24 protein-coding genes are annotated in these 26,291 nt (G+C 56.7%); 15 read left to right on the forward strand and 9 right to left on the reverse strand.

What is annotated here, in order from left to right; all coding sequences use genetic code 11:
- Positions 1-38: 38 nt before the first annotated feature.
- Entirely contained in the window at positions 39-944 is a 906-nt protein-coding gene (locus OKX01_RS05830) for a LysR family transcriptional regulator (protein WP_264672598.1), read from the reverse strand.
- Positions 945-1,044: 100 nt separating this feature from the next.
- On the opposite strand from OKX01_RS05830, the gene OKX01_RS05835 reads away from it, so the two are divergent.
- Entirely contained in the window at positions 1,045-2,100 is a 1,056-nt protein-coding gene (locus OKX01_RS05835; protein ID WP_264672599.1) for a YeiH family protein, read from the forward strand.
- A 77-nt stretch (positions 2,101-2,177) separates the two neighbouring features.
- Here OKX01_RS05835 and OKX01_RS05840 read toward each other — a convergent pair whose 3' ends face one another.
- Together OKX01_RS05840 and OKX01_RS05845 are read right to left on the reverse strand one after the other, a co-directional pair.
- A complete protein-coding gene (locus OKX01_RS05840; RefSeq protein WP_094196078.1) occupies positions 2,178-2,558 on the reverse strand; it encodes a SirB2 family protein in 381 nt (126 codons plus the stop codon).
- Positions 2,559-2,675: 117 nt separating this feature from the next.
- A complete protein-coding gene (locus OKX01_RS05845; RefSeq protein WP_264672600.1) occupies positions 2,676-3,542 on the reverse strand; it encodes an MBL fold metallo-hydrolase in 867 nt (288 codons plus the stop codon).
- Between the two features lie 74 nt (positions 3,543-3,616).
- Between OKX01_RS05845 and OKX01_RS05850 the strand changes: the two genes are divergently transcribed.
- The 3 genes from OKX01_RS05850 to OKX01_RS05860 are packed head-to-tail and all read left to right on the forward strand — an operon-like array spanning position 3,617 to position 4,782.
- Positions 3,617-3,943 carry an ArsR/SmtB family transcription factor gene (locus tag OKX01_RS05850; protein ID WP_094196080.1) on the forward strand — a complete coding sequence of 109 codons (327 nt, stop codon included), beginning with the start codon at positions 3,617-3,619 and terminating at the stop codon, positions 3,941-3,943.
- Entirely contained in the window at positions 3,930-4,361 is a 432-nt protein-coding gene (locus OKX01_RS05855; protein WP_199827863.1) for a YeeE/YedE family protein, read from the forward strand. Before OKX01_RS05850 ends, OKX01_RS05855 begins: the two co-directional genes overlap by 14 nt.
- 10 nt (positions 4,362-4,371) lie before the next feature.
- Positions 4,372-4,782 carry a DUF6691 family protein gene (locus OKX01_RS05860; RefSeq protein ID WP_094196081.1) on the forward strand — a complete coding sequence of 137 codons (411 nt, stop codon included), beginning with the start codon at positions 4,372-4,374 and terminating at the stop codon, positions 4,780-4,782.
- 18 nt (positions 4,783-4,800) lie between these two features.
- On the opposite strand, the gene cadR is transcribed toward OKX01_RS05860, so the two are convergent.
- The gene (gene cadR / locus OKX01_RS05865) at positions 4,801-5,232 is read right to left on the reverse strand and encodes a Cd(II)/Pb(II)-responsive transcriptional regulator (RefSeq protein WP_094196082.1); all 432 of its coding nucleotides are present in this window, start codon (positions 5,230-5,232) and stop codon (positions 4,801-4,803) included.
- 78 nt (positions 5,233-5,310) lie between these two features.
- Between cadR and OKX01_RS05870 the strand changes: the two genes are divergently transcribed.
- Positions 5,311-7,620: a heavy metal translocating P-type ATPase gene (locus OKX01_RS05870; protein WP_264672601.1), complete on the forward strand. Its 2,310-nt coding sequence runs from the start codon at positions 5,311-5,313 to the stop codon at positions 7,618-7,620.
- A 199-nt stretch (positions 7,621-7,819) separates the two neighbouring features.
- Complete coding sequence (locus OKX01_RS05875; RefSeq protein WP_094196083.1) at positions 7,820-9,520, forward strand: SulP family inorganic anion transporter; 1,701 nt, start codon at positions 7,820-7,822, stop codon at positions 9,518-9,520.
- Between the two features lie 122 nt (positions 9,521-9,642).
- On the opposite strand, the gene OKX01_RS05880 is transcribed toward OKX01_RS05875, so the two are convergent.
- The 4 genes from OKX01_RS05880 to glpK all read right to left on the reverse strand — a co-directional run bounded on the left by OKX01_RS05880 (position 9,643) and on the right by glpK (position 14,968).
- On the reverse strand, positions 9,643-10,758 hold the full coding sequence (locus OKX01_RS05880; RefSeq protein ID WP_264672602.1) for a formylglycine-generating enzyme family protein: 1,116 nt from the start codon (positions 10,756-10,758) through the stop codon (positions 9,643-9,645).
- Positions 10,745-12,466, reverse strand: coding sequence for an arylsulfatase (locus OKX01_RS05885; protein WP_264672603.1), 1,722 nt, complete (start codon positions 12,464-12,466; stop codon positions 10,745-10,747). Before OKX01_RS05885 ends, OKX01_RS05880 begins: the two co-directional genes overlap by 14 nt.
- A 528-nt stretch (positions 12,467-12,994) precedes the next feature.
- Positions 12,995-13,447 (reverse strand): TM2 domain-containing protein, encoded by a 453-nt coding sequence (locus tag OKX01_RS05890; protein WP_108727128.1) that lies wholly within the window; start codon positions 13,445-13,447, stop codon positions 12,995-12,997.
- Positions 13,448-13,474: 27 nt separating this feature from the next.
- A complete protein-coding gene (gene glpK, locus OKX01_RS05895; protein WP_264672604.1) occupies positions 13,475-14,968 on the reverse strand; it encodes a glycerol kinase GlpK in 1,494 nt (497 codons plus the stop codon).
- A gap of 199 nt (positions 14,969-15,167) precedes the next feature.
- Here glpK and OKX01_RS05900 point away from each other — a divergent pair, with 199 nt between their 5' ends.
- A complete protein-coding gene (locus OKX01_RS05900) occupies positions 15,168-16,766 on the forward strand; it encodes a glycerol-3-phosphate dehydrogenase/oxidase (RefSeq protein ID WP_264672605.1) in 1,599 nt (532 codons plus the stop codon).
- A gap of 126 nt (positions 16,767-16,892) precedes the next feature.
- On the opposite strand, the gene OKX01_RS05905 is transcribed toward OKX01_RS05900, so the two are convergent.
- Entirely contained in the window at positions 16,893-17,390 is a 498-nt protein-coding gene (locus OKX01_RS05905; protein WP_108727131.1) for a C40 family peptidase, read from the reverse strand.
- Positions 17,391-17,825: 435 nt separating this feature from the next.
- Here OKX01_RS05905 and flhD point away from each other — a divergent pair, with 435 nt between their 5' ends.
- The 8 genes from flhD to OKX01_RS05945 all read left to right on the forward strand — a co-directional run bounded on the left by flhD (position 17,826) and on the right by OKX01_RS05945 (position 26,264).
- On the forward strand, positions 17,826-18,152 hold the full coding sequence (flhD, locus tag OKX01_RS05910) for a flagellar transcriptional regulator FlhD (protein ID WP_094196089.1): 327 nt from the start codon (positions 17,826-17,828) through the stop codon (positions 18,150-18,152).
- A 30-nt stretch (positions 18,153-18,182) separates the two neighbouring features.
- Entirely contained in the window at positions 18,183-18,833 is a 651-nt protein-coding gene (gene flhC, locus OKX01_RS05915; protein ID WP_094196090.1) for a flagellar transcriptional regulator FlhC, read from the forward strand.
- A gap of 193 nt (positions 18,834-19,026) precedes the next feature.
- Positions 19,027-19,902, forward strand: coding sequence for a flagellar motor stator protein MotA (gene motA / locus OKX01_RS05920; protein WP_108727132.1), 876 nt, complete (start codon positions 19,027-19,029; stop codon positions 19,900-19,902).
- Between the two features lie 12 nt (positions 19,903-19,914).
- Positions 19,915-20,853, forward strand: coding sequence for a flagellar motor protein MotB (gene motB / locus OKX01_RS05925; RefSeq protein WP_108727133.1), 939 nt, complete (start codon positions 19,915-19,917; stop codon positions 20,851-20,853).
- An 86-nt stretch (positions 20,854-20,939) separates the two neighbouring features.
- Positions 20,940-23,036, forward strand: coding sequence for a chemotaxis protein CheA (cheA, locus tag OKX01_RS05930; protein WP_264672606.1), 2,097 nt, complete (start codon positions 20,940-20,942; stop codon positions 23,034-23,036).
- 16 nt (positions 23,037-23,052) lie between these two features.
- On the forward strand, positions 23,053-23,553 hold the full coding sequence (locus tag OKX01_RS05935) for a chemotaxis protein CheW (protein ID WP_094196094.1): 501 nt from the start codon (positions 23,053-23,055) through the stop codon (positions 23,551-23,553).
- Positions 23,554-23,680: 127 nt separating this feature from the next.
- A complete protein-coding gene (locus tag OKX01_RS05940; protein ID WP_094196095.1) occupies positions 23,681-25,417 on the forward strand; it encodes a methyl-accepting chemotaxis protein in 1,737 nt (578 codons plus the stop codon).
- 4 nt (positions 25,418-25,421) lie between these two features.
- Entirely contained in the window at positions 25,422-26,264 is an 843-nt protein-coding gene (locus OKX01_RS05945; RefSeq protein WP_230018714.1) for a CheR family methyltransferase, read from the forward strand.
- The last annotated feature ends 27 nt before the right edge of the window (positions 26,265-26,291 follow it).

Consider the following 26,291-nt stretch of genomic DNA (forward strand, 5'->3'; position numbering starts at 1 on the left):
GCCGCCGGTCTTCACCCTTTCAAGAATGCAAACTTGCGTCAATTTTCCGTGCCTGACGAGCCCGGTTCCGGGCTGTGCAGATGTTGCGCAAAGGCGCTTAAAACCTGGCTGCGGTAGCGTTCCTTGTGTAGCACCAGAGATAGACGACGCTTTAAGTCCAGAAAGGGCGTATCCAGAATACGTAGTCGCTGATTGGCAACAGCATCCTGAGTGGCCGCTTGTGGCAGGCAGGCCAGACCTAGCCCGGCGATGACGGCCTGTTTAATGGCTTCCACCTGGCCCAGCTCCATCAGCACATGCCCGCCAGGCAGCACATTCAGGGCTTGTTCGGTCAGCGCACGGGAGGCCGAGCCACGTTCGCGCATGATCCAGCTCATGCCCGCAAAGTCCTGTTTTTTCAAAGTGGTTTTGGTGGCCAGTGGGTGGTCGGGGGCGGCGCAGACCACCAGCGCATCGTCGCGCCAGATCCAGGCTTCCAATTGCGGATGGTTGACCGGACCCTCCACGCAAGCGATGTCGCAGCTGTGCTCGAGCAACTGGTTGATGATGTTGGCCGTGTTGTCTACCGACACATGCAGGGACACGCGCGGATGCTGGCGTACAAATGGCCCCACCAGATCCCCGATCAGGTAGTTACCGACCGTATTGCTGGCCCCGATGCGAATTTCGCCACGCAGCTCGCGCTCGTTCTGCTGGCTTTGCATCTCCCGCAGACGCTCCAGGATTTCGCGCGCGTGCGGTAGCAATTGCTTGCCACGACTGGTCAGCTGCATGCGCCCTGGTGTGCGTTCAAACAAGGGGCAATCCAGCTGCTTTTCCAGTTCGGCCAAGGCCATGCTGGCGGCGGGTTGGGACAAGTGAATGTTGGCCGCGCAAGCGCGCACCGTGCCCAAAGTGGCAATGCCGACAAACACTTCCAGTTGTCTGATGCTGATCGCGTTCATGATAAATAAAATTGATACTTACGATAAGTAATAATGAATTTTTTAATACTCGGGGTCAACCTAAAATTACTTTTACTTATTACATATCTGGAATGACGAGATGAGCAGTGTGACCGATTTACCAGCAGGAAGCACCGCCCTGAAGGCGCAGGGCAAATCGGGTTTCTCTCTGAAGCCGTCCCGTTTGTGGGGCTTTTTACTGGCGGTGGCTGTGGGTGTTGCCGCCATGGGCCTGGGGAAATTGTGGCCGTTGATTGGCGGCCCTGTTTTTGCGATTGTCCTGGGGATGGTACTGCGTAACAGCATGGGCGTGGCTCCGGTGTTTCAGCCCGGTTTGCGCTTTTCGTCCAAAGTGCTGTTGCAGTGGTCGATTATTGGCCTGGGTTTTGGTTTGAGCCTGCCGCAAGTGATGCGTACCGGCATGGATTCGCTGGCTGTAACTCTGGTGACGTTGACGGTGGCTTTTGTGACGGCACTGGTACTGGGCCGAGCCTTGGGCATTCCTTCCAAGCTGCGTACCTTGATCGGGGTGGGGACGGCGATTTGTGGCGGTTCGGCGATTGCGGCGGTGACACCGATTCTTAAACCCGAAGAGCATGAAACGGCTCTGGCGATCTCGACCATTTTTATCTTCAATATTGTGGCGGTGCTGATTTTCCCCTTGGCCGGTCACATGATGAATATGTCCGACGCCGGTTTTGGGGTATGGGCGGGCACGGCCATCAACGATACGTCCTCGGTGGTGGCGGCAGGGTATAGCTACAGCCGTCAGGCTGGTGACCACGCCACGATCGTGAAATTGACGCGTGCCACCCTGATTATTCCTATCTGCCTGATTCTGGCTGGCCTGGAAATGTGGCGTTCGCGTCAGGCGGGTCGGGATTTTGACCTGATGCGGGTGTTTCCTTGGTTCATTGTCTGGTTCATGGTGGCCTCGGCAATGCGCTCGCTCGGTTGGGTGCCGGTGGAGTGGTTGGAACCGCTGCGTTTCCTGGCTGAATTCCTGATGGTGCTGGCCCTGGCTGCCATTGGCTTGTGCTCGGATTTAAAGGTGATGGCACGAGCCGGCGCGCGACCTGCCTTGCTGGGCCTGGGAGTCTGGATTGCAGTTGCCGTCAGCAGCTTGTTGGTTCAGCGCTGGATAGGTGTCTGGTAAGGCGGGGCAGTAAAAAGCCCCTGGCAGTGGGGATAATCCTCCACTGCCAGGGGTTTTTTTATGTGCTGCTTGTGTGCTTAAACGAACCAGGAAGCCGGGCTGCGGTTCAGCGCCACGCCCACGATATAGGCAAAGATGGCAATCGCGATCAGTGCGGCCACACCTCGGCTAAAGGGGGTTTTACCGCGTTTGATGGCATAGCTGCCTACCACGATATAAACCACCAACAGCACAATTTTGGTTATCAGCCAGGGTTGGTTGGCCGCGGCGCCCAACATGCCGGCCAGTGCTAGACCACAGACCAGCAAGACGGTATCGATCACATGTGGGGCAATGCGCACAAAGCGATTCTGCAAACAGGATGAGCCGGACACTGACCAGAAGGCCCGAATAATAAAAAACAAGATGCTCAGCCCGGCGGCTGTCATGTGCAAGTGTTTGAGGGCCATGTAAGTCATGCCTGGTATTTCCTTCTGAAGTTCGGGTTGCAGAAAAAGGCAGTATACGCAGGCTGGGACTTAAAAGTTTTTTTGCGCCCGGGCCTGTGTCTGCCTGGGCGCAAAGTACAGCCGTATTCAGAGTTGATTGACGGGCAGCTTCAGATAGACCTGACCATTGCTTTCTGGCTTGGGGAAGTGGCCTGCCCGGATATTGACTTGGATGGATGGCAGGATCAGGCGCGGCATGCCCAGGGTTTTATCGCGTGCTGTGCGGCGCTCGCAAAATTGCTCCACGCTGATGCCATCGTGTACATGGATGTTGCCCTCTTTTTGTTCTTGAACCGTGCATTGACATTGAGGTTCCCGCCCTTCAGGCGGATAGTCGTGACACATGAACAAGACCGTCTCTGCGGGCAAGGCCAGCAGGCGCTGGATGGATTCATACAGATGGCTGGCGCTGCCCCCCGGAAAGTCGCAACGGGCGGTGCCGACATCGGGCAAAAACAAGGTGTCGCCTACAAAGACGCCCAGCCCTTGAACGTGATAGGCCATATCGGCTGGCGTGTGGCCGGGTACGTGCAGGGCTTGCACCTGAATCGCACCAATCTGGAACTGTTCCTGATCCTTGAACAGCGTATCAAAGGGCGTGCCATTGGCCTGAATTTCGGCCTCTATATTAAAGATGCGGCTGAACGTGGACTGCACTTGCTTGATGTGCTCACCAATGGCGATTTTGCCGCCCACTTGTTCTTGCAACCAGACCGCAGCAGACAGATGGTCGGCATGGGCGTGAGTTTCCAGGATCCATTGCACGTCCAACTGCTGCTGGCGCACAAAATCCACGACCTTTTGAGCCGAGACAGTGCTGCTGCGGCCAGAGGCGGCGTCATAGTCCAGCACCGAGTCGATGATGGCGCATTCGCGTTGGCCTGCGGCATAGACCACGTAGGTGAACGTGGAGGTGTCTGTGTGAAAGAAGCTGGCGACCTGGGCTTGTAGCATGTCAGACCTCTTGTTGCTTATAAAATATTAAAAGATATTATATAATAATATATATTGTGTTTTTGTAGAACGATATGGATCAAACAAAATTGGACGCCTTGCGGCAGGTAGCAGGCCAAGCCAGCAGCCTGCTGGCCAGCCTGGCCAATCCCGACCGCCTGATGATTCTTTGCACCCTGGTGCAGGGAGAATGCAATGTGGGAGAGTTGGCACAGCGCAGTGGCATTGCTCAGCCTACTTTATCGCAGCAATTAACAGTTTTGCGGCGCGAAGAGTTAATTGCCAGCCGCAAAGAGGGTAAATACGTTTATTACCGTTTGGAGAATCCAGCGGTGCTGGCGGTAATGCAGACTTTATATGGAATCTTTTGCGCCCCGGGAGGCACTGATGATCACAATTGATTGGGCTTCGTTTACACCGTGGAGCGCCTTGTTTGGGGGCGCTTTGGTGGGTTTGGCAGCCTCTATTCTGGTGCTGTTCAATGGTCGGGTGTTTGGCATATCCGGCTTGTTGTCCGGCACCTGGAGCGGGGAGGCGGGGGACAAGGGCTGGCGTTGGATGGCTCTGTTAGGTTTGGCGGCGGCACCCTGGCTGTATCGCTTGCTCGGGGAAAGTGTGCCTGCCGTACAGCCGCAGCCCTGGATGTGGGTGGTCGTGGCCGGTTTGCTGGTGGGTTTTGGAACTCGTCTGGGTTCAGGTTGCACCAGCGGGCACGGTGTGTGCGGCCTGTCGCGCCTGTCGCCTCGCTCTTTGGTCGCAACGCTTGCTTTCATGGCCAGCGGTTTTTTGACTGTGTTTGTGCTGCGTCATCTGGTGTAAGGAGCTTGCCATGCAATATTTCATCGCTTTAATTTCCGGCCTGATTTTTGGTTTGGGCTTATTGATTTCCGGCTTGGCCAATCCTGGCAAGGTGCTGGCGTTTCTGGATCTGGCCGGGGCCTGGGACCCATCTTTGGCCTTGGTGATGGCTGCGGCGATTGCGGTGGCGATTGTGCCCTTCACTCTGGCGCGTCGTCGTCCTTGTGCGTTTGTGACGGGTCAGCCCATGAACCTGCCCAAGCAACGTCAAATAGACCGTCCTTTGGTATTGGGTTCCCTGATTTTTGGTGCTGGTTGGGGGATAGCGGGCTTTTGTCCGGGACCGGCCGTTGTGCTGGCGGCGTCGGGCGCGCCCTTGGCGGTGTTGTTTTTAGTCGCAATGCTGATCGGAATGTGGGTGGCAGGGCGGGTGCGTGGCTAAATGCCACGTCACACAGCCTTAACCCAAATGAGTGCTGGGAGCCGGAACCTGATCCGGCTCCATATTCACCAAACCCTGCAAAATGCCGCAATGCTCCAGGCCACCAGCTTGTCCGCAGCGGTGGCGAAGCTCAATCAATTGCTTTTGCAGGTGTTCCAGTTCCGCAATTCGTACGGCAACGTGCTCGATGTGTTCATCGAGCAATTCGTTTACCGGGGCGCAGTCTTGCGCCGGACCGTCCATGAACGCCAACAGACCGCGAATTTCTTCGTGCGTCATGTCAAGGCTGCGGCAGTTGCGGATAAAACGCAGCCGTTCCAGATGGATAGTGCGATATAGGCGGTAGTTGCCCTCGCTGCGCTCAGGTTCGGGCAGCAGCCCGACCTTCTCGTAATAGCGGATGGTTTCCGTGTTGCAGTGGCTTTTTTCAGCCAGCTCGCCAATTTTCATTGCTTTGCCTCCAATAGGCTTGACCTTGTAGTTACTTTAGGCTTTCTACTGGTCTCATGCAAGAAGCGAGGAACTGCTATGACATCAGCGAACAATACGTCCAAGCCCGAGGTGGGGCTGCGCACATCATCGGCCTGCCAGACCGGCCATGAGCATAGCCATGATCATGGCCATGCGATGAGCGATCACAACCATGAGCATGATCACCGTCACGACCATGCTGAACAGGCGCCACACGCTCACGAAGGGGCGTGCTGCTCGGCGCCTGTTTTGGGGCCATCGGTCGCGTTGGCGGCCAGTACTTCTACCCGTCTGGTGGTGCATATTGCCGACATGGACTGCCCGGCGGAAGAGAACATGATTCGCTCCGGCCTGAAAAAGCTGGATCAGGTCCAGAGTCTGGGTTTTGATCTGATGCAGCGGGTTTTGACCGTGGATCACATGGAGGGCGCTCGCGACAAGGTGCTCAGTGCCCTGCGTGGCCTGGGTTTTGAGCCCCGCATGGCTGACGAGAAGCCTGTAAAGCAGGTCTCGCCTAAACAAGGTCTGATCCGCATTGCCGGGGCTGTGGTGCTGGCTTTGGCCGCCGAGATCAGTCATTGGCTGGCGGCACCCGAGTGGCTGGTCATTATTCTGGCTCTGGCGGCGATCTTGTCCGGCGGCGTTCAGGTCTACAAAAAAGGCTGGATTGCGCTGCGTAATGGTCAGCTCAATATCAATGCCTTGATGAGTATTGCCGTTACCGGCGCGGTGCTGTTGGCCCAATGGCCCGAAGCCGCCATGGTGATGTCCTTGTTCAGCCTGGCTGAATGGATTGAGGCCCGTTCCCTGGACCGCGCCCGTAACGCGGTGGACAGTCTGCTTAAGCTGGTGCCCGATGAGGTGCTGGTCAGTGCCGATGGCAAGGACTGGCAACGCGTACCGGCCAATCAGGTACAGGCTGGCTGGCAGGTGCGAGTGGCCCCTGGTGAACGGTTTGGTCTGGATGGTGAAGTTCTACAAGGTCAAAGCACGGTAAATCAAGCACCTATTACGGGTGAAAGCGCCCCCGTAGATAAAGCCCCTGGTGATGAAGTCTTTGCAGGCACCATCAATGGTATGGGCGAGCTGGTCTATCAAGTCCAGGCTGCGCATGATGACACCTTGCTGGCCCGCATTACGCGCTCGGTACAGGAAGCCCAAGCCAACAAGGCCCCGATTCAGCGTTTTGTCGACCAGTTCTCTCGCATCTACACCCCCTTGGTGGTGGTGGCGGCAGCCTTGATGGCCGTGGCCTTGCCCCTGATCTGGGACGTGAGCTGGTCGGAGTCCGTGTACCGTGCTCTGGTTCTGCTGGTGATTGCCTGCCCTTGCGCACTGGTGATTTCCACCCCGGTGGCGGTGGTCAGTGCCTTGGCCAGTGCCGCACGTGCCGGTATCTTGATTAAAGGCGGCGTGTATCTGGAACGGGCTCGTCAATTGCGCTACCTGGCGGTGGACAAGACTGGCACCCTGACTTTGGGCGAACCTTCCTTGAGCGAATACGGCAGTTTGCGTCCAAGCCTGTCGGATAGCGAAGTGCTGGATATGGCGCTTGCCTTGGCCGAGCGTTCGGATCACCCCGCTTCGCAAGCGATTGCACGTGGTCGCGTGGCATCGGGCCTGCTAAGCCTGGACCAGTTCGAGGCCTTGGCCGGCAATGGTGTGCAGGCACAAGGGGCGACAGGCCAATTGCGTCTGGGCAAGCGTAGCTGGGTGCTGGGCCAGAACCAGGCCCAGTCCAGTCAGGGCGAACAGCAAGCCGTAGAGAGCGGTGCCACCATGGTGTATCTGGGTGATGAGCAAGGGCTGCTGGCCTGGTTCGCCATGATGGATACCCTGCGTCCCACCACCACCCCAGCGATCCGTGATCTGCAGGCGCAGGGCGTGCAAGTGGAGGTGCTCTCGGGCGACCACGAACAAGCTGTGCGCCATGTAGCTCGGCAAGCCGGAATCAAGGATTTCCGAGGCGGGTTGCTGCCACAGGATAAGCTGGACCGTATCGAGGAAAAGCTGGGCAAGGGCCTGGTGGCGATGGTGGGCGATGGCATCAATGATGCGCCTGCCCTGGCCCGTGCGGATGTAGGTATCGCCATGGGGGCGCTGGGTTCAGACATTGCAATTGAAACTGCTGACGTGGCCTTGATGGACGATGATCTGGGCAAGATTGCCTTGCTGATGCGTCAGTCCCGAGCCTTGCACGCCGTTCTGTGGCAGAACATCAGCCTGGCCTTGGGTATCAAGGCGGTATTCCTGGTGATGGCCCTGACCGGACAGGCCACCATGTGGATGGCGGTGTTTGCCGACGTGGGCGCCAGCTTGCTGGTGGTGCTGAACAGCTTGCGTCTGCTTCGCGCCCGCAATCCTTAAATTCCGTGTTTCGTGCAATTGAGCCCCACCTCTTTTAGGTGGGGTTTTTTTATGCTTCATTCTTATGTTGCGTCAAATAAGCCCATCACTAACGTGAAGTTGATTTGACACACAGTAGTATCATTAAGGCTTCATTTGAGTTTGGGCCCCGCTTGTTTCTCATCTGTGTCGAGCAGGCTGGGCATGACAAGGACGCGCGATGATTGCACTGCTGGAAGCGGGTCGAGCCGGGCTCCTGGGGCGAAAACATTGGCTAAATAACCTGCTGGCTGGTTTGGTGGTGGGGGTGGTGGCCTTGCCGCTGGCCATGGCTTTTGCTATTGCATCTGGAGTCAAGCCCGAGCAGGGTTTGTATACCGCCATTATTGCCGGTTTGGCGGTTTCTTTATTTGGTGGCAGTCGGGTCCAGATTGCCGGGCCGACGGGCGCTTTCATTGTCATCTTGTCCGGGGTGGTGGCCCAGCATGGCGTGGCTGGGCTGCAAATTGCCACGCTGATGGCTGGGGTGATTTTGCTGCTGCTGGGCCTGTTGCGCCTGGGGGCGGTCATCCGCTTTATCCCCGATCCGGTCATTGTGGGTTTTACCGCAGGTATTGGGGTGATTATCTGGGTGGGCCAGTGGCGGGACTTTTTTGGCCTTCCCGTTGTCGAGGGGCAGCACTTTCACGAGAAGCTCTGGTTCTTGCTACAGAACCTGCCTTCACTGGATGGGGCAACCACGCTTTTAGGTGCCTTGTCCTTGGCTATTTTGATTCTGGTCCCCAAGGTTCCCAGTCTGGTGCGTTTACCCGGCCCTTTGGTGGCCTTGGTGCTCATCACGCTTATCCAGGCGATATTCCGTTTTGAGTCGGTGGCCACGATCGGTTCCAGCTTCGGGGCCTTGCCCAGTGGCTTGCCGTCGTTCCAATGGCCAGACATTACCTTGACCCGTGTGGTGGAGTTGATCGGGCCTGCCTTTGCCATTGCCATGCTGGGCGCGATCGAGTCCTTGCTGTCCGCGGTCGTGGCCGATTCCATGACTGGGACCCGCCACGACTCCAATCAGGAGCTGGTCGGGCAGGGGATTGCCAACGTACTCTCGCCCTTGTTCGGCGGGATCGCGGCGACCGGGGCGATTGCCCGTACCGCTACCAATATTCGTAATGGTGGCGACAGCCCCATCGCCGGTATCGTGCATGCGGTTTTCCTGGTGCTGGTTTTGTTACTGTTAGCGCCGCTGGCCGCCTATATTCCGCTGACGGTGCTGGCCGCCATTTTGTTCATGGTGGCCTGGAACATGAGTCAGGCCAAGCTGGTGCTTCGTTTGCAGCGTCGCATGCCCCCGGCTGACTTATTCATTTTATGGGTGACGTTTGCGCTGACGGTATTTGCGGATCTGGTCGTGGCCGTCAACATCGGGGTGGTTCTGGCCATGTTGTATGTGCTCAAACGCACCTCAGATGGGGTGCAGGTGCGGGCGCTGGAAGGCCGTCGTTTGCAGCGGGCATTGGATTTGCCCCTTAACCAGGAGCTGCGCCAGGATATTTCGGTGCTCACCTTGGAAGGGCCGTACTTTTTTGCCAGCGTGGAGGCGGTGAATCGTTCCTTGCTGACGGTGCCCGAGCCGGTTCGGGCCGTGGTCCTGCGTCTGAATTACGTGCCGTTTGTGGATGCGACGGCCATGCAGGCTCTGGAAACCGCCCTGGCGGAGCTGGAGCAGCGCAATGTCATGGTGGCTCTTTGCGAAGCCAACGAGAAAGTGACTCGCAAGCTGGTACGCATGGGACTGTTCAAGCAGATTCACGCCAGTCGTGTGTTTGATAGTTTGCAGAACGCTTGGGAAAGTGTCAGCGAGACTCTGGACCACCGGGCCGGCAAGGAGAAAGACGTGGCCCTGTCTGAAACAGGCGTGATGACTTAAGCGAAGCGTTTTTGTTAGCCTGCTCGTGACAAGACCTTGTGTGAAATCATCCCCTCGTCAACAACGAGGGGATGATTGTTTGGAGCCAGGCTTGGCAAGAACCAATCCTGTTTTTCCAGTTTTTACTTTTGTTCCCTATTCAGCACGGTACGAAAGCCCACATGCTGGGTAGACAGGGTGGTTTCCTGTGGCTGTCGTGAGGCTGGACGATAGCGTACGCAGAAATTGGCCGCACACAGAAACGAGCCGCCCTTGATGACGCCCGTTGCCGGGTTTTCCTTGGCATCCTTTGCCGCTGCGACAAGGGGTTTGGGTGTCAGGGGCCGATGTTGGGGCTGCCATGCACTGCGTGTCCATTCCCAGACATTACCGACTGAATCCCACAGGCCATAGTTGTTGGCCGGAAAACAGCCCACAGGGGCAGTGCCTTCGTAGCCATCACGCAGCAGGTTTTTGGCGGGGAAGTTACCTTGCCAGGTGTTGGCCATCAAACGGCCACGCACTTCAGGCGTATTGCCCCAAGGGTAGCGTGCACTTTCCAGTCCGCCGCGCGCCGCAAATTCCCATTGCTCTTCGGTAGGCAGATCGCGTCCCAACCAGCGGGCGTAGGCCAGCGCATCCTCGTAAGCAATATGGACGACCGGATGATTGTCCCGGCCATTCAGATTGGTATCGGGGCCACCGGGGTGGCGCCAGTTGGCACCCGGTACCCATACCCACCAGTTGTAATTGCTGGTAGGGGCATGCTGATTGTGCCCGTCGTGGTGATCGTGATCGTGGTCATGTGTCGCTGACGGTGGCGTAAAGACGGCGGATCCGGGCTGACGATACTGCTCGGGAACCTGAGCATTCGATGGGAATTCCGGCACCCGTTCCGCCTGGGTGACATAGCCTGTCGCCGCCACAAATTGCGCGAACTGGGCATTGGTGACTTCGTGCTGATCTATCTGAAAGGCCTGGACTTGCACGGGGTGTACCGGCTTTTCTTCAGGGTAGCCCTCGTCGGAACCCATCAGAAAGCGCCCGCCAGCAATGGCGACCAAACCGGCCTGATTGGCGACGCCTTGCTTGGCTGGGCCGAAGCCTGCCGGTATGCCGCTATACGCCTGGCAATCGTGCGCTGGCATCGGGGGAGGGGGCAGGACGGAGCCTTGTGCCGCTGCGGGCAGCGGAGCTGTTGCCAGCAGTCCGCATACTGTCAGCAGTGCCTTGGCTCGGGGGAGCTTAAAGGACTTCATCCAGATCCTTGTAGTAGTTCAGGCTGTTGCTGTAGCCAGGGCGGGACGCCAGACCTTCAAAATCCTCCACACCGTTACGCTTGGCATAGTGCTCGTACTCGGCAATCAGCTCTTTCAGCTTTTCAGGATGTGTTTCGGACAGGTCGTTCAGCTCGGCGCGGTCTTCGGCCAGATTGAACAGCTCCCAGCGGTCTTTGCCCCACGGTGCATTGGCGTAGACGATTTTCCAGTCACCCAGGCGCATGGCGCGGCGGCCATTCAGCTCCCAGCCTTGGCGGAAGGTTTCATGCACTTGATCGCTGAGACCTGTCAGCACATCCACCATGGAGTTACCCTGCATGGGGATAACTTGGCGGCCACGGTATTCGCCCTTGGGTTGCTCGATCTGGGCCAAGGCCAGAATCGTGGGGGCGATGTCGGTGACGTGAGCTGGGGCGCGCACAAACTCGCCCTGACGTGTAGCACCGGGTACGCGCATGATGCTGGGCACCGAGATACCGCCTTCATACATAAAGGCTTTGTAAAGGTTGAATGGCGTGGAGCCAACTTGTGCCCAGCCTGGGCCATATTCGACAAAGGAGCCGGGACGGCCTGTGTTCTCGTAGCTGTTGTCGCGATGCTTGTGCGCCCAAGCGCGGGTTTCACCTTCATCCAGCACGGTATTGCCGTCGGCACCGTTGTCAGACAGGAAGATCACGACGGTGTTGTCGTATTGGCCGGTTTGTTTCAGGTGGTCGATGACGCGGCCAATTTGCGCGTCCATGGATTCCACCATGGCGGCGTAGACGGCCATTCGTTTGCTTTCTACGCGCTGCTGCTCAGGACTCAGCGCTTTCCAGCGTGGCCAGGCTGGATTGCCCACATAGCCTTGCATGTCCTGGGGGACTAGCCCCAGTTTCTTCATGCGTTCCAGGCGTTCTTCACGCAGCACGTCATAGCCTGCATCGTAGCGGCCTTCATATTTACGTATGTATTCTTCGGGCGCATGCAAAGGCCAATGCGGCGCGGTAAAGGCCAGGTAAGCGAAGAAAGGCTGGTCCTGGCGCGTGTCCGCGTCCATGTAGGACAGCAGGCGCGAGGCAAAAAACTCGCTGGAGTAAAAGTCCTTGGGCAACTGCACTTGCTTGCCGTTTTCACGGTACAGGGCAACCGGCGCTTTGTTGGCGTCGAACGTGATGATGCCGCTTTGGTCAAAGTGGCTGGCGCCACCGTGCATCAAGGCATAGGACTGGTCAAAGCCGCGATTGGGTGGGGCGACCTCTTCGGTCACGCCTAAATGCCATTTGCCCACCATATAGGTTCGGTAGCCATTGTCTTGCAGGACCAGTGGAAAGGGCAGGGCCCGGTCGCTCAGAAAGCCTTCGTAGCCCGGTAGGGCGCGCTGCTGAGGTGTCATCAGTTCGGCCATGCCACCAAAGCCGACCTGGTGGTTGTCCGCGCCGGACATCAGCATGGCGCGGGTCGGGGAACAGAAGGGGGAGGCGTAAAAGTCGGTCAGGGCTACGCCGTCTTTGACCAGGGCGTCCAGGTTGGGGGTGGAGATTTCCCCGCCAAACGCACCTATGTCTGAATAGCCCAGATCATCGGCCACGATCAGCAAAATATTGGGGCGTTGTGTCTTTGTGGCGGCGTGGCTGCTTAGCGTGCAGGCGGCCAAGGCCAGGCCCAGCACGCTGCGCAGCAAATAGGTAGTTTTAGTGCATCGCATTGTCTTGTGTCTCAATCTAGTTATGTTTGTCGTGACCCTCGTCATCTGGCGGACCTCCGATGCAAGTTGCAGATGTGCCCGCTTATGAAGCCGTGGATGCGAGTGCCATAGGGAGTGTCCTCCCGGATTTGATTGAACACGAAGCAGCTTGGAGATTTCCAAGACTAAAAAGGTTTACTTGAATACCTAAAAAGTATGGTGGCTAATATAAATGTTGAAAATCAAGGAGCTAGGCTTGGGTGCCGCGCGCGCTGTGGTTTTCCCTGATAGAGCCACAAAACCTTCTGAATGGAGCGTGTTCATTTGCCGCTATCAAGTTTGGGGAACGCACCAAGCGGTCAGCCAGAACAATATCCCCACGCTACGCCTTTGGCTTGCGCTCCACCTCGCGGCCTGCATGCCGCTCGGATTCACCTGGCACACAGCAGCCCGCAATGGACTGCTGTGTGTCCCGGCTCATCCCCAAAGGTTGGATCTGTCTCCAACTTTTGGGGTGTCGTTACCGAGTAAGGGGGGGAATGATGAAAATTAACGAACCAGCTTGAACTCGTCGTCGCCCATGAAGGCGTAGCGCAAGGCGTCGATCAGGGCCAGGAAGTAAGCCAGCGGGGCCCAGATGGCAAACAGTACCAGGAACAGCAGTCCCATGCCGATCTGGCCCAGGTAAAAGCGGTGTACGCCTAGCCAGCCCAGGAAAATCGCCAACACAATCGCAATCTTGCGGTGGCTGTTGGGTTTGGACATCTCATCTTTTTTGTTCTTGGAAATCCAGATGACCAGCGGGATGGTAATGAGCAAGGCAATCAAGGCCTTACCCCAGTGGACCGTCAGGTAATGCTGGACTTCACGCATCAAGTGGACGAAGTCATCAAACAGAAACCCCAGGTAGGAGGAGAGGTAGCGGATGATGGCCTCGCCAAAGGTTAAGCCCAACATGACGATCAGGAAAATGGCAATGCCTAGAATGATTTTTTGCAGCATGGTGTTTCCGTCAAAAAAACAGCAAATTCAATAAGTACGCGCCTGACGCACGGCTTGTTCCCAACTGAGCATCAGGGTTTGAGCTTCGTCGCGCGACATGGCCGGCTCGAACACCCGATCGCATTGCCACAGCGCCGCGATTTCCGGCAGACCTGAATACAGACCGCTGCCCAGGCCCGCCAGATAGGCTGCGCCCAGGGCGGTCGTCTCAATAGTAACGGGACGCACGACAGGCAGGCCCAACAAGTCTGCCTGAAATTGCATCAGAAGATTATTGGCGCAGGCTCCGCCATCCACACGCAGCTCGTGCAAAGTTGGGCCGCCGTTGGCTTGTACATCTCGATTCATGGCTTGCAGCACGGCGGCGCTTTGGTAGGCAATACTGTCCAGGGCCGCGCGGGCAATGTGGGCCATGGTAGAGGCACGTGTCAGACCGGTAATGGTGCCTCGGGCTTGGGCATCCCAATAGGGGGCGCCCAGGCCAGTGAAGGCGGGAACCAGCCGTACGCCCTGGGCATCGGGCACGCTGCGGGCCAGCTCTTCAACTTGGGCGCTGTGTTCCAGAGCGCCCAGCCCGTCGCGTAGCCATTGGACGACTGCACCGCCAATGAAAACACTGCCTTCCAGTGCGTAGGCAGGAGTGTCGCTGTGATGGGCTGCACTGGTCGCGATCAGCCCGTTATGGGATTGGGGAATGTGCGAGCCACAGTGCATTAACAGGAAGCAGCCCGTGCCGTACGTATTTTTGGCCATGCCGGGCTTGGTACAGGCCTGCCCGAACAGGGCGCTTTGTTGGTCGCCCGCCACACCGCAAATAGGGATGGGGCTGCCCAGAATCTCGGGGCTGCAACAGCCAAACTCAGAGGCGGAGCTTTGTACCTGGGGCAATACGCTGGCCGGGATGTTGAACAGGGTCAGCAACTCCTCGTCCCATTGCTGGCTATGAATGTTGTAGAGCAGGGTGCGCGAGGCATTGGTGACATCAGTGGCGTGGACCTTGCCGCCGCTTAAATGCCAGATCAGCCAGCTATCAATTGTGCCGAAAGCCAGTTCACCGCGCCGTGCCCGCTCACGGGCGCCGGGAATGGAGTCCAGCAGCCAGCGCAGCTTGGAGGCTGAAAAATAGGCATCGATGGGCAGGCCGGTTTTGCTGGTAATGGTGGCTTCGTACCCCTGCTCGCGCAACTGGGCGCAGAAGTCCTCGGCGCGCCTGTCTTGCCAGACAATGGCCTTGTGCAGGGCCTGTCCGGTTTTCCGGTCCCACAGCACGGTGGTTTCACGCTGATTGGTAATGCCTATGGCGTGAATGTCCTGGGGGCGCAGACCGGCCTGCTCAATCGCTTGTCGGGCGGTCCGAAACTGTGTGTCCAGAATTTCCTGGGGATCGTGTTCCACCCAGTCTGTGCGTGGATAGTATTGCTGGGTTTCCTGCTGCGCCTTGGCCAGAATGCGGCCGTCTGCCGCGACAACTAGGCTGCGCGAGCTGGAAGTTCCCTGATCAAGAGCAAGTATGAATGTCATGCGAATGAGGCAGTAAAAGCGGAGCAGACCACAGTGTACTGGCTCTGTGTAGCCTGTGTCCGGTAGCTGAAGGCACCTTGATACGCGAGCAAACAAGTTTCACTGGACGGTAAGAGTTCAGGGGCTAAAATCAGGGTAAATCCCGAGCCAGCCAGTGATTTTTCGGGTGTCTGCTAATTTCAGGTCCAAAGCTCATCTTATGACTACATTAAGTTCCCCCTTATTAACCGATAGAGCCCAGATGATGGGCGCCTTGGCGCGCACCACTCAGGCGGATATGGTCGTGGTGGGGGGCGGGGCAACCGGCCTGGGTGTGGCCCTGGACGCGGCCCTGCGCGGCTTGAGTGTGGTGGTGTTGGAAGCCCAGGATTTTGCCAAGGGCACATCCTCGCGGGCCACCAAGCTGGTACACGGTGGGGTGCGTTATCTGGCTCAGGGCAACGTCAGCCTGGTACGCGAGGCCTTGCGCGAACGCATGCATTTGCTCAGTAATGCGCCGCATCTGGCGCAGCGCCTGCCTTTTGTCATGCCCAGCTACAAATGCTGGGAAACCCCGTTCTATGGGGTTGGTTTGATGGCGTACGACGGTTTGGCAGGGCGGGAAGGGTTGGGCCATACCCAGTTTCTGAGCGCTTCTAAAATTCGGCAACTGTTGCCGGGCGCCCGTCAAAGTGGCTTGAAAGGCGGTGTCAAATATTGGGATGGTCAGTTTGACGATGCGCGTCTGGCTTTGGCCCTGGCCCGTACGGCAGCCTTGAATGGTGCCTTGCTGGTCAATTACTGCCCGGTTGTAGAAGTGATGCACCGCGACGGTAAGGTGTCCGGGGTGAGCTGCCAGGACGGAGAAAGTGGTCAAACCTATACGATCCAGAGTCACTGCGTGGTCAATGCCACGGGGGTGTGGGTGGATCAGGTTCGAGAACTGGACGCGCGGGAAGCCGGGCGTCAATTGCGGCCTATGGTCTCGCCCAGCCAGGGGGTGCACTTGGTGGTCGATCAGACATTTCTGCCCGGTGAACACGCTTTGCTGGTGCCGCGTACCAAGGATGGCCGAGTACTGTTTGCCGTGCCTTGGCTGGGCAAGCTGATTCTGGGAACCACGGATACCCCCCGGGATGATGTTCCTTTGGAGCCGCGTCCTATGGCCCAGGAAGTGGATTTCATTCTGAAAGAGTCTGCGAATTATCTGCAAAAAGCTCCGACTGCGCGGGACGTGCGCAGTATCTGGGTAGGCTTGCGGCCCTTGGTGCGTCCGGCTGCTGAGTCGGCTGCGGGGAAAACGCAATCGATCAGCCGGGAACACAGCATTACGGTGAGCACCAATGGTTTATTGACGGTAACGGGTGGCAAGTGGACAACGTACCGAGCTATGGCTGAGGATGTGCTGGAACGTTGCCAGCAGTCCGGTTTGCTGGGGCCTTTGCCTGCCTGCCGGACTCAGGAACAACGCTTGGTGGGGGCTTCTTATGTAGGCGATCGGCGCTCTTTGGGGCGTACCGCTGGCCTGGATGCTTATGGCAGTGAGGCTGATTGGGTGCAGACCTTGCCCGGAGCCGATCAAGAGCTGGCTCCAGGCCTGAGCGTCGCCATGGTGCGCTTTGCCTGCCGCTTTGAATATGCCCGTACCGTGGAAGACATGCTGGCCCGTCGTTCTCGGCTTTTGTTCCTGGATGCGCGCCTGGCGCAATCACTTGCCCCGGCAGTGGCAGCGATTATGCAAGAGGAAACGGGGCGTTCGCCCGAGCTGGATGCTTTTCTGGCGTTGGCCGAGCAATACGCCACCGTGCCGACGTGCTAGCCGCATCGCAATAAAAAAGGGGCCCACTCATCATGGGCCCTTTTGTTATTTGTGCTCAATGGAACAGGGTCTTGTCATACAGGCTCATGTTCCATTCAATCCCGATACTGCAGGCTTGTCGATGAATCAATCAAAGAATGTGCGAGCCGTTTCAAAGCGTTTGGCGAAATAGGGATTATCCAAAGAATCAATTCGTACGCGCCCACCACTGGAGGGCGCATTGATGAACTGTTGCTTGCCTATATAGATACCGACATGCGAGTTGGGCGTGCCCAGTGTATTAAAAAACACCAGATCGCCAGGGCGTAGCTGCGAGCGGCTGACGCGCCGCGCCGCGCCGGCCTGATCGCTGGTACGACGCGGAACAGGGGAGCTGGATTCCTGACTGAATACATAATGCACCAGCCCACTGCAATCAAAGCCGGTAGATGGTTTGTGCCCGCCGTAGCGATACGGGGTATCCAGCAGGCTCAAGGCGGACAGGACCACGGCGGAACGCCGTTGCTCATCAAGCTCAAAGGTATGGGTAGTTGGAGGGCGTGAAGAAGGGGTATGTGCGCAAGCCGCCAGAAGCAGAGTCAGGCACAGGGTAAGCAGACGTTGCGTAAAAGCAGCAGGAATCATGGGCTGTTACAAAACGGATGTGGGGTTGGCGGCACAAACGCTTATCGGAAGAATATCCGATATTTCGTCGATTTTCAGGCAGAGCCTAAGCGGGATCGACGAAATAGTCATGAATTAATGATTAATACATGCAACAAAACACATTTTTGATACAAGCGTTTTGATTTTTGTCATGTTACATCTAGTTTATATATACAACATTAAGTGAGCATCTGATAATATTCTGCTGTGTCTTGATACGTTTATTGCATATATCCGACGTTTTCCATGTTTTTAGAGTATTCATGGACAGTTTGTGTCGAGAGCGTTGATAATGTAAAAAATGTATTCATGCAATATATTGCAAGGCATGAAACATATTTATGTAACTTTATATGTTTTAAATATGTTTCGTTACAGAACTAGCTGATTAACAGTTTTACAAGGATGGCTGACATGCCCGTATCGGAAAATTCGCTGCTGAATGATATTCAGGAAGTCAATTTGTCGTACTTGTTACTCGCACAACGTTTGCTGCGGGAGAATTTTTCGGCAGGTATGTTCCGTTTGGGCTTTGACTCCGATGTGGCAGAGACTTTGCTGCGTCTGTCACCTGCTCAATTGGTCAAACTGGCCAGCTCCAGTTCGTTGATTTGCGGTTTCCGTTTCAACGATTACGACCTGCTTACCACCTTGACGCAGGATGTGCTCGGAGGGGTATTGCAGCAGGCCCACTCCACCATTCTTCTGTCCCAACGCGCGACGGCAGAGCAAGCCGGTTAAACCCGCTGCGAACTTATTACATCAAGAACTATGGCTATAAAAAGCGTCGCCAAAGAAGCCCAGGAAATTGGGCTGGCTTCCGACATGATTGAGCTGGGGGCGCGCTTGCAGGTTTTGCAAGCAGAAACATCATTGAGCTATGACCGGCTGGCCCGTTTATACCGCGAAGTCAAAGGCTGCTCGCCGCCTAAAGGCATGCTCCCTTTTTCTGTCGACTGGTTCATGACCTGGCTGCCCAATATCCACTCCAGTCTTTTCTTTAGTATTTACCAGTTCATGGCTGTGCATACGCCTTGCGACAAAAGTCGTGCGCTGGTTGAGGCCTATCGTTTGTACCTGGAGCAATCCTCGGCCGGGCGCTCGGAGCTCGAGCCAGATGAAGAGCCTGTGCTCAGTTTTACCCGTGCGTGGATGCTGTTGCGCTTTTTTGATAGTGGCTTGCTGCAACTGTCCCAATGCGAACGCTGCAAAGGGGGCTTTGTGGCCCATGCGCACGACCCTGACGCGGGCTTTATTTGTGCCATTTGCCGTCCGCCCCCACGGGCAGGCAAGACGCGTGCCAGCAAGGCGCGCAGCGCCTCTACGTCTCCTGCTAGCAAAAGCCGAAAATCGGAGCCTGTCAGGCAGTCGCAATCCAGAGCCCCGGGGCATGTCAACGTCCAGGTAGACGTGCCCGTTTAACAAGAGCTTTTGTATCGTCAGTGTGCAGCAAAGCCGGATGGATGCTGGTTTTTGATGTGGATCTGATAAGAATCTGAACGTGTCAAGGCAACTGGAAGCGTCGATCTAGGCTGGAAAAAGGCCATTAACGCGTCGTTTTAGCCCGGTTGCTTGCCGCCATCATTAGCAGCGTGTATTTGAAGAAGGCGTATCCGTGCTTATCATCCTTGGATATATCATTGTTTTCGTTTCCGTTTTCGGGAGCTTTGTGGGGCTGGGTGGGCATCTGGGTGCGCTCTACCAGCCTTTTGAGTTATTGCTGATTGGTGGCGCGGCCCTTGGGGCCTACTTTGCGTCCAACAGCGGTAAGTCCATCAAGCTGCTGGCCAGAGCCTTGCCGACCGCCTTTCGCAGTAGCCCCTACAACAAGCAGTTATATATGCAACTGATGGGCATGCTGTCGGTGCTGCTGAACAAGGCACGGCGCGATGGCATGATGTCTATCGAGGCCGATATCGAAAATCCTCAGCAAAGTCCTATCTTTTCCGATTACCCCAATGTGGTGAAGGATCCGGTTCTGATGAACTTTGTGTCCGACTACCTGCGTTTGATGATCAGCGGCAATATGAGCTCGTTTGAAATTGAAACGCTGATGGATCAGGACATTGAAACCCACGAGCATGAGCTGAATGTGCCAGCGCGCGCCTTGCGTGAAGTGGCTGATGCCTTGCCCGCTTTCGGCATTGTGGCGGCGGTGCTGGGGGTGGTGAAAGCCCTGGCTTCGGTTGACCAGCCGCCCGCCGTGCTGGCTGATCTGATTTCCAAGGCCATGGTGGGGACCTTTCTGGGTATTTTGATGGCCTACGGTTTTGTCGCGCCACTGGCCGCAACGATCGAGCGCCGTACGTCGGACTCGGTCAAGGTTCTGGAATGCATCAAGGTGACCTTACTGGCCAACCTGAATGGCTACCCTCCCCAACTGGCGGTGGAGTTTGGCCGTAAAGTGCTGTTTTCCTCCGATCGCCCCTCGTTCCAGGAACTGGAGGAGCATGTGCGTCAGGCCCGCTCGGGTGCTGGTCGCAAAGCGTAAGCGGATGCGTTCATGAGCAATCATAAGGATCGCGTGGTCATCCGTCGCAAGAAGATGGCCCATGCCGAGCACCATGGTGGTAGCTGGAAAATTGCCTATGCCGATTTCATGACGGCAATGATGGCTTTTTTTCTGGTGATGTGGATTCTTTCTCTGGTTCCCAAGCAGGACTTGAAGGAAATCGCCGATTACTTTCGCATGCCCTTGATGGATGCCGTCTCTGGTGGCCATCAGTCTGACTATTCACGCAGTGTCATCCCGGGTGGTCAGCCCAGTCTGGTTCCCAATCCTCATCCTGGTGTCAGCAACAACCAGGCCGCCGACGACCGTCAGGACGTCGAGCGTCTGGAGGATTTGAAATCAGCGCTGGAGGAGTTAATTCGTATTGATCCCGTCCTGAAAGAGTTCCGTCCGCAGTTGTTGCTGGACATGACCCAGGACGGTTTGCGTATTCAGATTATTGACCGTCAAAGCCGCCCCATGTTCTCTACGGGCAGTGCCCAGGTGCAACTTTACATGCGGGCCATTTTGCGCTCGCTAAGTTCCCCCTTGAACGAGATGCCTAACCGGATTCTGATTTCCGGTCACACCGATTCGCTGCAGTACGCCAGTGGCGAGCGTTTGTACAGTAACTGGGAGTTGTCCGCCGACCGTGCCAATGCCGCTCGACAGGAGCTGGTGGCTGGCGGCCTGGCCGAGGCCAAAGTCAAGCAGGTGGTGGGTTTGGCCGATAGTGTAAGTCTGGTTAAAGATAACCCGGCTGCAGCCGTAAATCGACGTATCAGCCTGCTCGTGCTCAATAGCCGGGCGGAACGACGCATGGATGAGCAGGCCGCAAGCGGTTCGGAAGAGTTTGATTTGCGCGAAGCCATGCAGGAGACCGAGGGACCCATCAGTATTCATATTCCCGGTCTGCCTGAAATGCCTTCTGCCTTGCCAATGGTGCCTTAAGGCCTGTTAATAGGCCCGATGGCCTACGCGATTGGGCTGTGCTTTTTGTTTTGTTGTTCTAAGCCATAACCAGGAAGGAAGTGTTCATGAGCTCCGGCGTAGATCTGAGTCAGTTTTACGAAACCTTTTTCGATGAAGCCGATGAGTTGCTGGCGGACATGGAGCGCTTGCTGCTGGAGCTGGATCTGGACGAGCCTGATCGCGATCAGCTCAATGCCATCTTCCGGGCCGCGCACTCAATCAAGGGTGGTGCCGGCACGTTTGGTTGCTTCGGTCAGCTGGCTGAAACCACCCACTTACTCGAAAATCTGCTCGATCTGGTCCGTAATGGCGAAATGCAATTGCGCAAGGACATGATTGACCTCTTTCTGGAAACCAAGGACGTGCTAACCGGACAAGTCAATGCCTACCGCGAGGAACAGGAGCCTGACGAGGAAGCCTACACCCGCATCTGCGCGCAACTGAGGCAATTGGCCCTGGAACAAAAGGGCATTTTGGCAACCGATACGAAAGGCACCGAAGCGATTTTGCAGGCCGAGCCTGAACCGGAACCCGAACCGGCTGCCGATACAACCGGCCTGCCGCTGCGGGTGTCCATGGGACCGGTGTCGGATAAAGATGCCCAGGCTTTGCAACAGGAAATGGAGCTGATGGGCACCATCGTCCATCAGACACGCGAGGGTGACCGCCTGGATATCTGGGTGGAAACCACGGGTTCGGCTGACGATATTCTGGCTGTGTGCTGCTTTATTTTGAATGCCGATCAGGTGTCGGTAAAACCGGCCGCTGTGCCGGGACAAGCCGCTGCACCTGCTCAGGCTTCAGAGGCGACCGTGGCTTCTGTGAGTACCGAGGCTGCCGAGCCTCCCGTGACAGCACAAGCGACTGCTGCGCCAGTTCCGCCAGTTGCTGCGGCTGCCGAACCTGAGAAAACCCAAGCGGTTGTGCCTGCTGCCACGGCCAAAGCAGCAGAAAAACCGGCCAAGGCTGCCGCTCCCAAAGAGTCCGGCACTATCCGTGTCGGTGTGGAGAAAGTGGATCAAATCATCAACCTGGTGGGCGAGCTGGTCATTACCCAAGCCATGTTGGTGCAAACGGCCTCGACGCTGGATCCAGTCGTCCATGATCGTTTGCTCAACGGTATTGAGCAACTGGAACGCAATGCACGTGATTTGCAAGAGTCCGTGATGTCCATCCGCATGATGCCCATGGACTATGTGTTCAGCCGCTTCCCGCGTGTGGTGCGTGAAAGCGCCGCGCGCATGAACAAGAAAATTCGTCTGGTCACCAAAGGGCAGGCCACCGAGCTGGACAAGAGCCTGATCGAACGCATTATTGACCCGCTCACTCACCTGGTGCGCAACAGTATCGACCACGGCATTGAAATGCCTGAGGATCGTCTGGCTGTGGGCAAGGAAGAAGAGGGCGTGCTGACCTTGTCGGCCCAGCATCAAGGTGGCCACATCATTATCGAGGTGGTGGACGATGGCGCTGGTCTGAACCGCGAACGCATTCTGAAAAAAGCCATGTCCTCGGGCTTGCCAGTGACCGATACCATGCCGGACGATGAGGTCTGGCAACTGATTTTTGCACCGGGCTTTTCTACGGCCGAGAAAGTGACGGAAATTTCCGGGCGTGGCGTGGGTATGGACGTGGTGCGACGCAATATTCAAAGCATGGGTGGTCACGTGCAACTGTACTCACGTGCGGGTCAGGGCACTACCACCCGTATTGTCCTGCCCCTGACGCTGGCCATTTTGGATGGCATGTCGGTGCAGGTAGGCAATGAGGTCTTTATCTTGCCGTTGGCCCACGTGACCGAATCCATGCAGCCCACCGAAGAGCAGTTGCGCCGTGTATCCGATACCGATCACGTGATGTTTGTGCGCGGCGAGTATCTGCCCCTGATTTCCCTGCGGGATATTTTCTCGGTTGAAGAGGCCGAGAAAGATGTGACCCGCGCAATTGCCGTTATCTTGCAGGCCGAAGACATGCGCTTTGCCTTGCTGGTCGATCACCTGATTGGTCAGCATCAAGTCGTGGTCAAGAACCTGGAAGCCAACTACCGAAAAATTCCGGGTATTTCTGCTGCCACCATTTTGGGCGATGGCAGCGTAGCCCTGATTGTTGATGTTTTTGCCTTGCAACGTCTGGCGCGTGACCCCGCCTCGACGTGGGCCTGATTATTCGGAGATCTTTATGTCCAACGACTTTACTTCCCACTCCGAAGCTGCCGAGGCTGGCGGCAAGGAGTATCTGGTATTTACTCTGGGCGACCAGGAATACGGCATCGATATTCTGAAAGTTCAGGAGATCCGGGGCTACGACTCCCAGACCGTAACCCGCATTGCCAACGTACCGAACTTCATCAAGGGTGTCACCAATCTGCGCGGCGTGATTGTGCCGATCGCGGACTTGCGGGTGCGCTTTAACATGGAGCGGGTGGAGTACGACCACCAGACCGTGGTGGTGATTCTGAATCTGCGCGACCGTGTGGTCGGTGTGGTGGTCGATGGTGTGTCGGACGTGCTGGTTTTGCAGTCGTCCCAGATCAGCGCCGCCCCCAGCTTTGGCACGGCGTTCTCGACCGAATACCTGACCGGGATCGGTACGCTGGGTGAACGTATGCTGATTTTGGTGGATATTGAAAAATTGATGACCAGCGAAGAGATGGCGCTGGTCGATAGCGCAGTGGCCTGATCGCCCGAGTCTGCAAAGACTGGCAAAGCGGGGACCTGTTTACCGGGTCCTTTAAGGAATGTTCGGGTCGGGGGAGGCGTCACAAGCGCCTCTGATGTTCGGATCTACTCTAGACAAGGTGCTTGCAATGCTGGATGGATTACGTTTGGCCAATCTGAAGGTGCGGACCAGTCTGATTCTGGTACTGGTGTTTTTTTTAGTCATGCTGGTGGCAGGTGCTGCGTTGGGGATTTTGTCCCTGCGCGCCAATAACGGTGCGCTGCAAAGCATCGTGGTCAATCAGCGAGTAGGCTCGGCCATGTATCAGGCCATCGAGAGCTACAAAGAGACCCAAACCCTGATTGGACGAGCGGCTATCAGCTATGTGGTCAGCAACGATCTGCAAAATCAGGACCTGATGGCCGAGTGGAGCGACGTTGCTCCCAAAACCTCGGCAATCAGCACAGCGACCCAGGATGCCCTGGAGGCAACACGCAAGCAGTTCGAGCTGGCGCAGGAAGCATTTTTTGAGTATCAGGGCATTGCCACGCAACTGGAAGGCACCAACGACTATTATCAGCGCGTGGATGCCGCCTTCATGTCCTTGATGCAAGGTGGGGTGCTGCCTTTGATTGCCTATCTGGAGCAGGGCGATATCGCTGGTTTTCGTGGCTATGTGGCCACCACGACCAAGTTTTTGGAAGAAGATCTCTATAGCGCCTTGAATTCCTTGCAGCAAGCTCAGCAGCGCTCTATCGATGAGCAGTACCAGAAAGAAAACGAGCAGTACAACATGGTGGTCCGTCTGGTGGGGCTGGCGATGGTGTTTTGCCTGTTTATCTCCTTGGCGGTGTATGTGTTCCTGAACCGCATGGTGCTGCGTCCCTTGCGTCAGGCGGGTGCACATTTTGATCGCATTGCCAGCGGCGATTTGACCCAGCGTGTGGAAGTGAAGTCCACCAATGAAATCGGTGTGCTGTATGACGCCGTACGACGCATGCAAAACAGTTTGCAGTCCATGGTGCATACCGTGCGTCAGGGGGTGGAAGAAATTACGTTTGGCTCGCGTGAAATCTATGTGGGCAATACGGATTTGAGCAGCCGCACGGAAGAACAGGCGGCCTCCTTGCAGCAAACTGCGGCCAGCATGGAGCAGTTGGCCAGCACCGTACGTCAGAACTCGGACAATGCCCAGCAAGCGGATCAGGTCGCCAAGAGTGCGTCGGATGTGGCGCTGCGTGGCGGACAGGCGGTCTCGACTGTGGTGCAGACCATGGAAGACTTGTCGGCCAGTTCGGGACAAATTGCCCAGATTGTAAATGTCATTGATGGTATTGCCTTCCAGACCAATATTCTGGCCTTGAACGCGGCGGTAGAGGCGGCCCGGGCAGGGGAGCAGGGCAAGGGCTTTGCCGTGGTGGCCGGCGAAGTTCGCAGCCTGGCCCAGCGCAGCGCGCAAGCGGCCCGTGAGATCAAGGGTTTGATCGAGCAGTCGTTGGCCAAAGTTAAAGAAGGAACCCGTCAGGTCGATGAGGCGGGCAAAGTGGTTATGGAGGTGGTCAGTTCGGTACAGAGTGTGACCACTATCATGGCGGAAATTTCGTCAGCCTCGAACGAACAGTCAGAAGGAATTGAGCAGGTTAACCGGGCAGTTGCACAAATGGATGTGGTTGTGCAGCAAAATGCGGCCTTGGTCGAGCAGGCAACCGCAGCAGCGGGCTCCTTGCAGGATCAGGCAACCCGTCTGTCCGACGCGGTGTCGGCGTTCAAAGTGAGCGCACAAGACATTATCGATGATCCGTATGAGGCGCCCGAGCCGGAGCGATTGCGTTCCGGCGAGCGTCTGTCGACGGGGCCTTTTAGCGGGACCTTGGCCAGCCTGTAGTTATATGAGCACATCTGTGGAACCTTTTGTTTATACATTGCCCTCGATCCCGCAGGCCTCGAGGGCCGACTGTGAGCGAGCCGCGCGCTTGCTCAAGTCGTATGCGGGCATCATCTTAGGTACCCACAAAGAAGATATGGTGGCCCGCACACTGGGTATGCGCAGCCAGAACGCGGGTATGCGGGAGGTGCGACAGTACCTGGATATTCTGGAGCAGGACACCCATAGCCAGGAGTGGCAGGACTTCGTTAACGCGTTCACCATCAATCACACGGCATTTTTCCGTGAACAACATCACTTCGATATTCTGGGCAAGTTTGTCAGTACACGCGGCAAACCTCTGGATATCTGGTGCAGCGCAGCGTCCACCGGCGAGGAAGCCTATTCCATTGCCATGACGGTGCGCGAACATTGCCCTTCGCCGGATGTGAATGTGTCTATCCTGGCCAGCGACATTGATTCGGCCGCCTTGGATAAGGCCCGTCAGGGCGTGTACACCCTGGAGCGTATCCAGCCCGTACCCGATTTGTGGCTGCCGCGTTACTTTCAGCGCGGTGTGGGGGCTCGCAAAGGCCTGGCGCGTGTCAAACCGGTGCTGCGCAATATGGTGGAGTTCGAGGAGTTCAATCTGGTGGGGTCGGCCTGGCCTTCGTCCAGTCGTTTTGATGTGATTTTCTGTCGAAACACCATGATTTATTTTGACCGGGACGATCAGACGCGCATTCTGGAGCGATTCGCCGCTGTGACCAAACCGGGTGGCCTGTTGTTTGTGGGGCATTCCGAGAACTTCTCCTACCTGACCAAAGCCTTTCGCCTGCTGGGTCAGACGGTGTATGTCCGGAACTAGGGTCCAAGGGGGGCTTGCACGCCCTGA

Origin of the sequence: Alcaligenes sp. SMD-FA (assembly GCF_025960365.1) — a bacterium.
Lineage (GTDB): Bacteria > Pseudomonadota > Gammaproteobacteria > Burkholderiales > Burkholderiaceae_B > Alcaligenes > Alcaligenes aquatilis.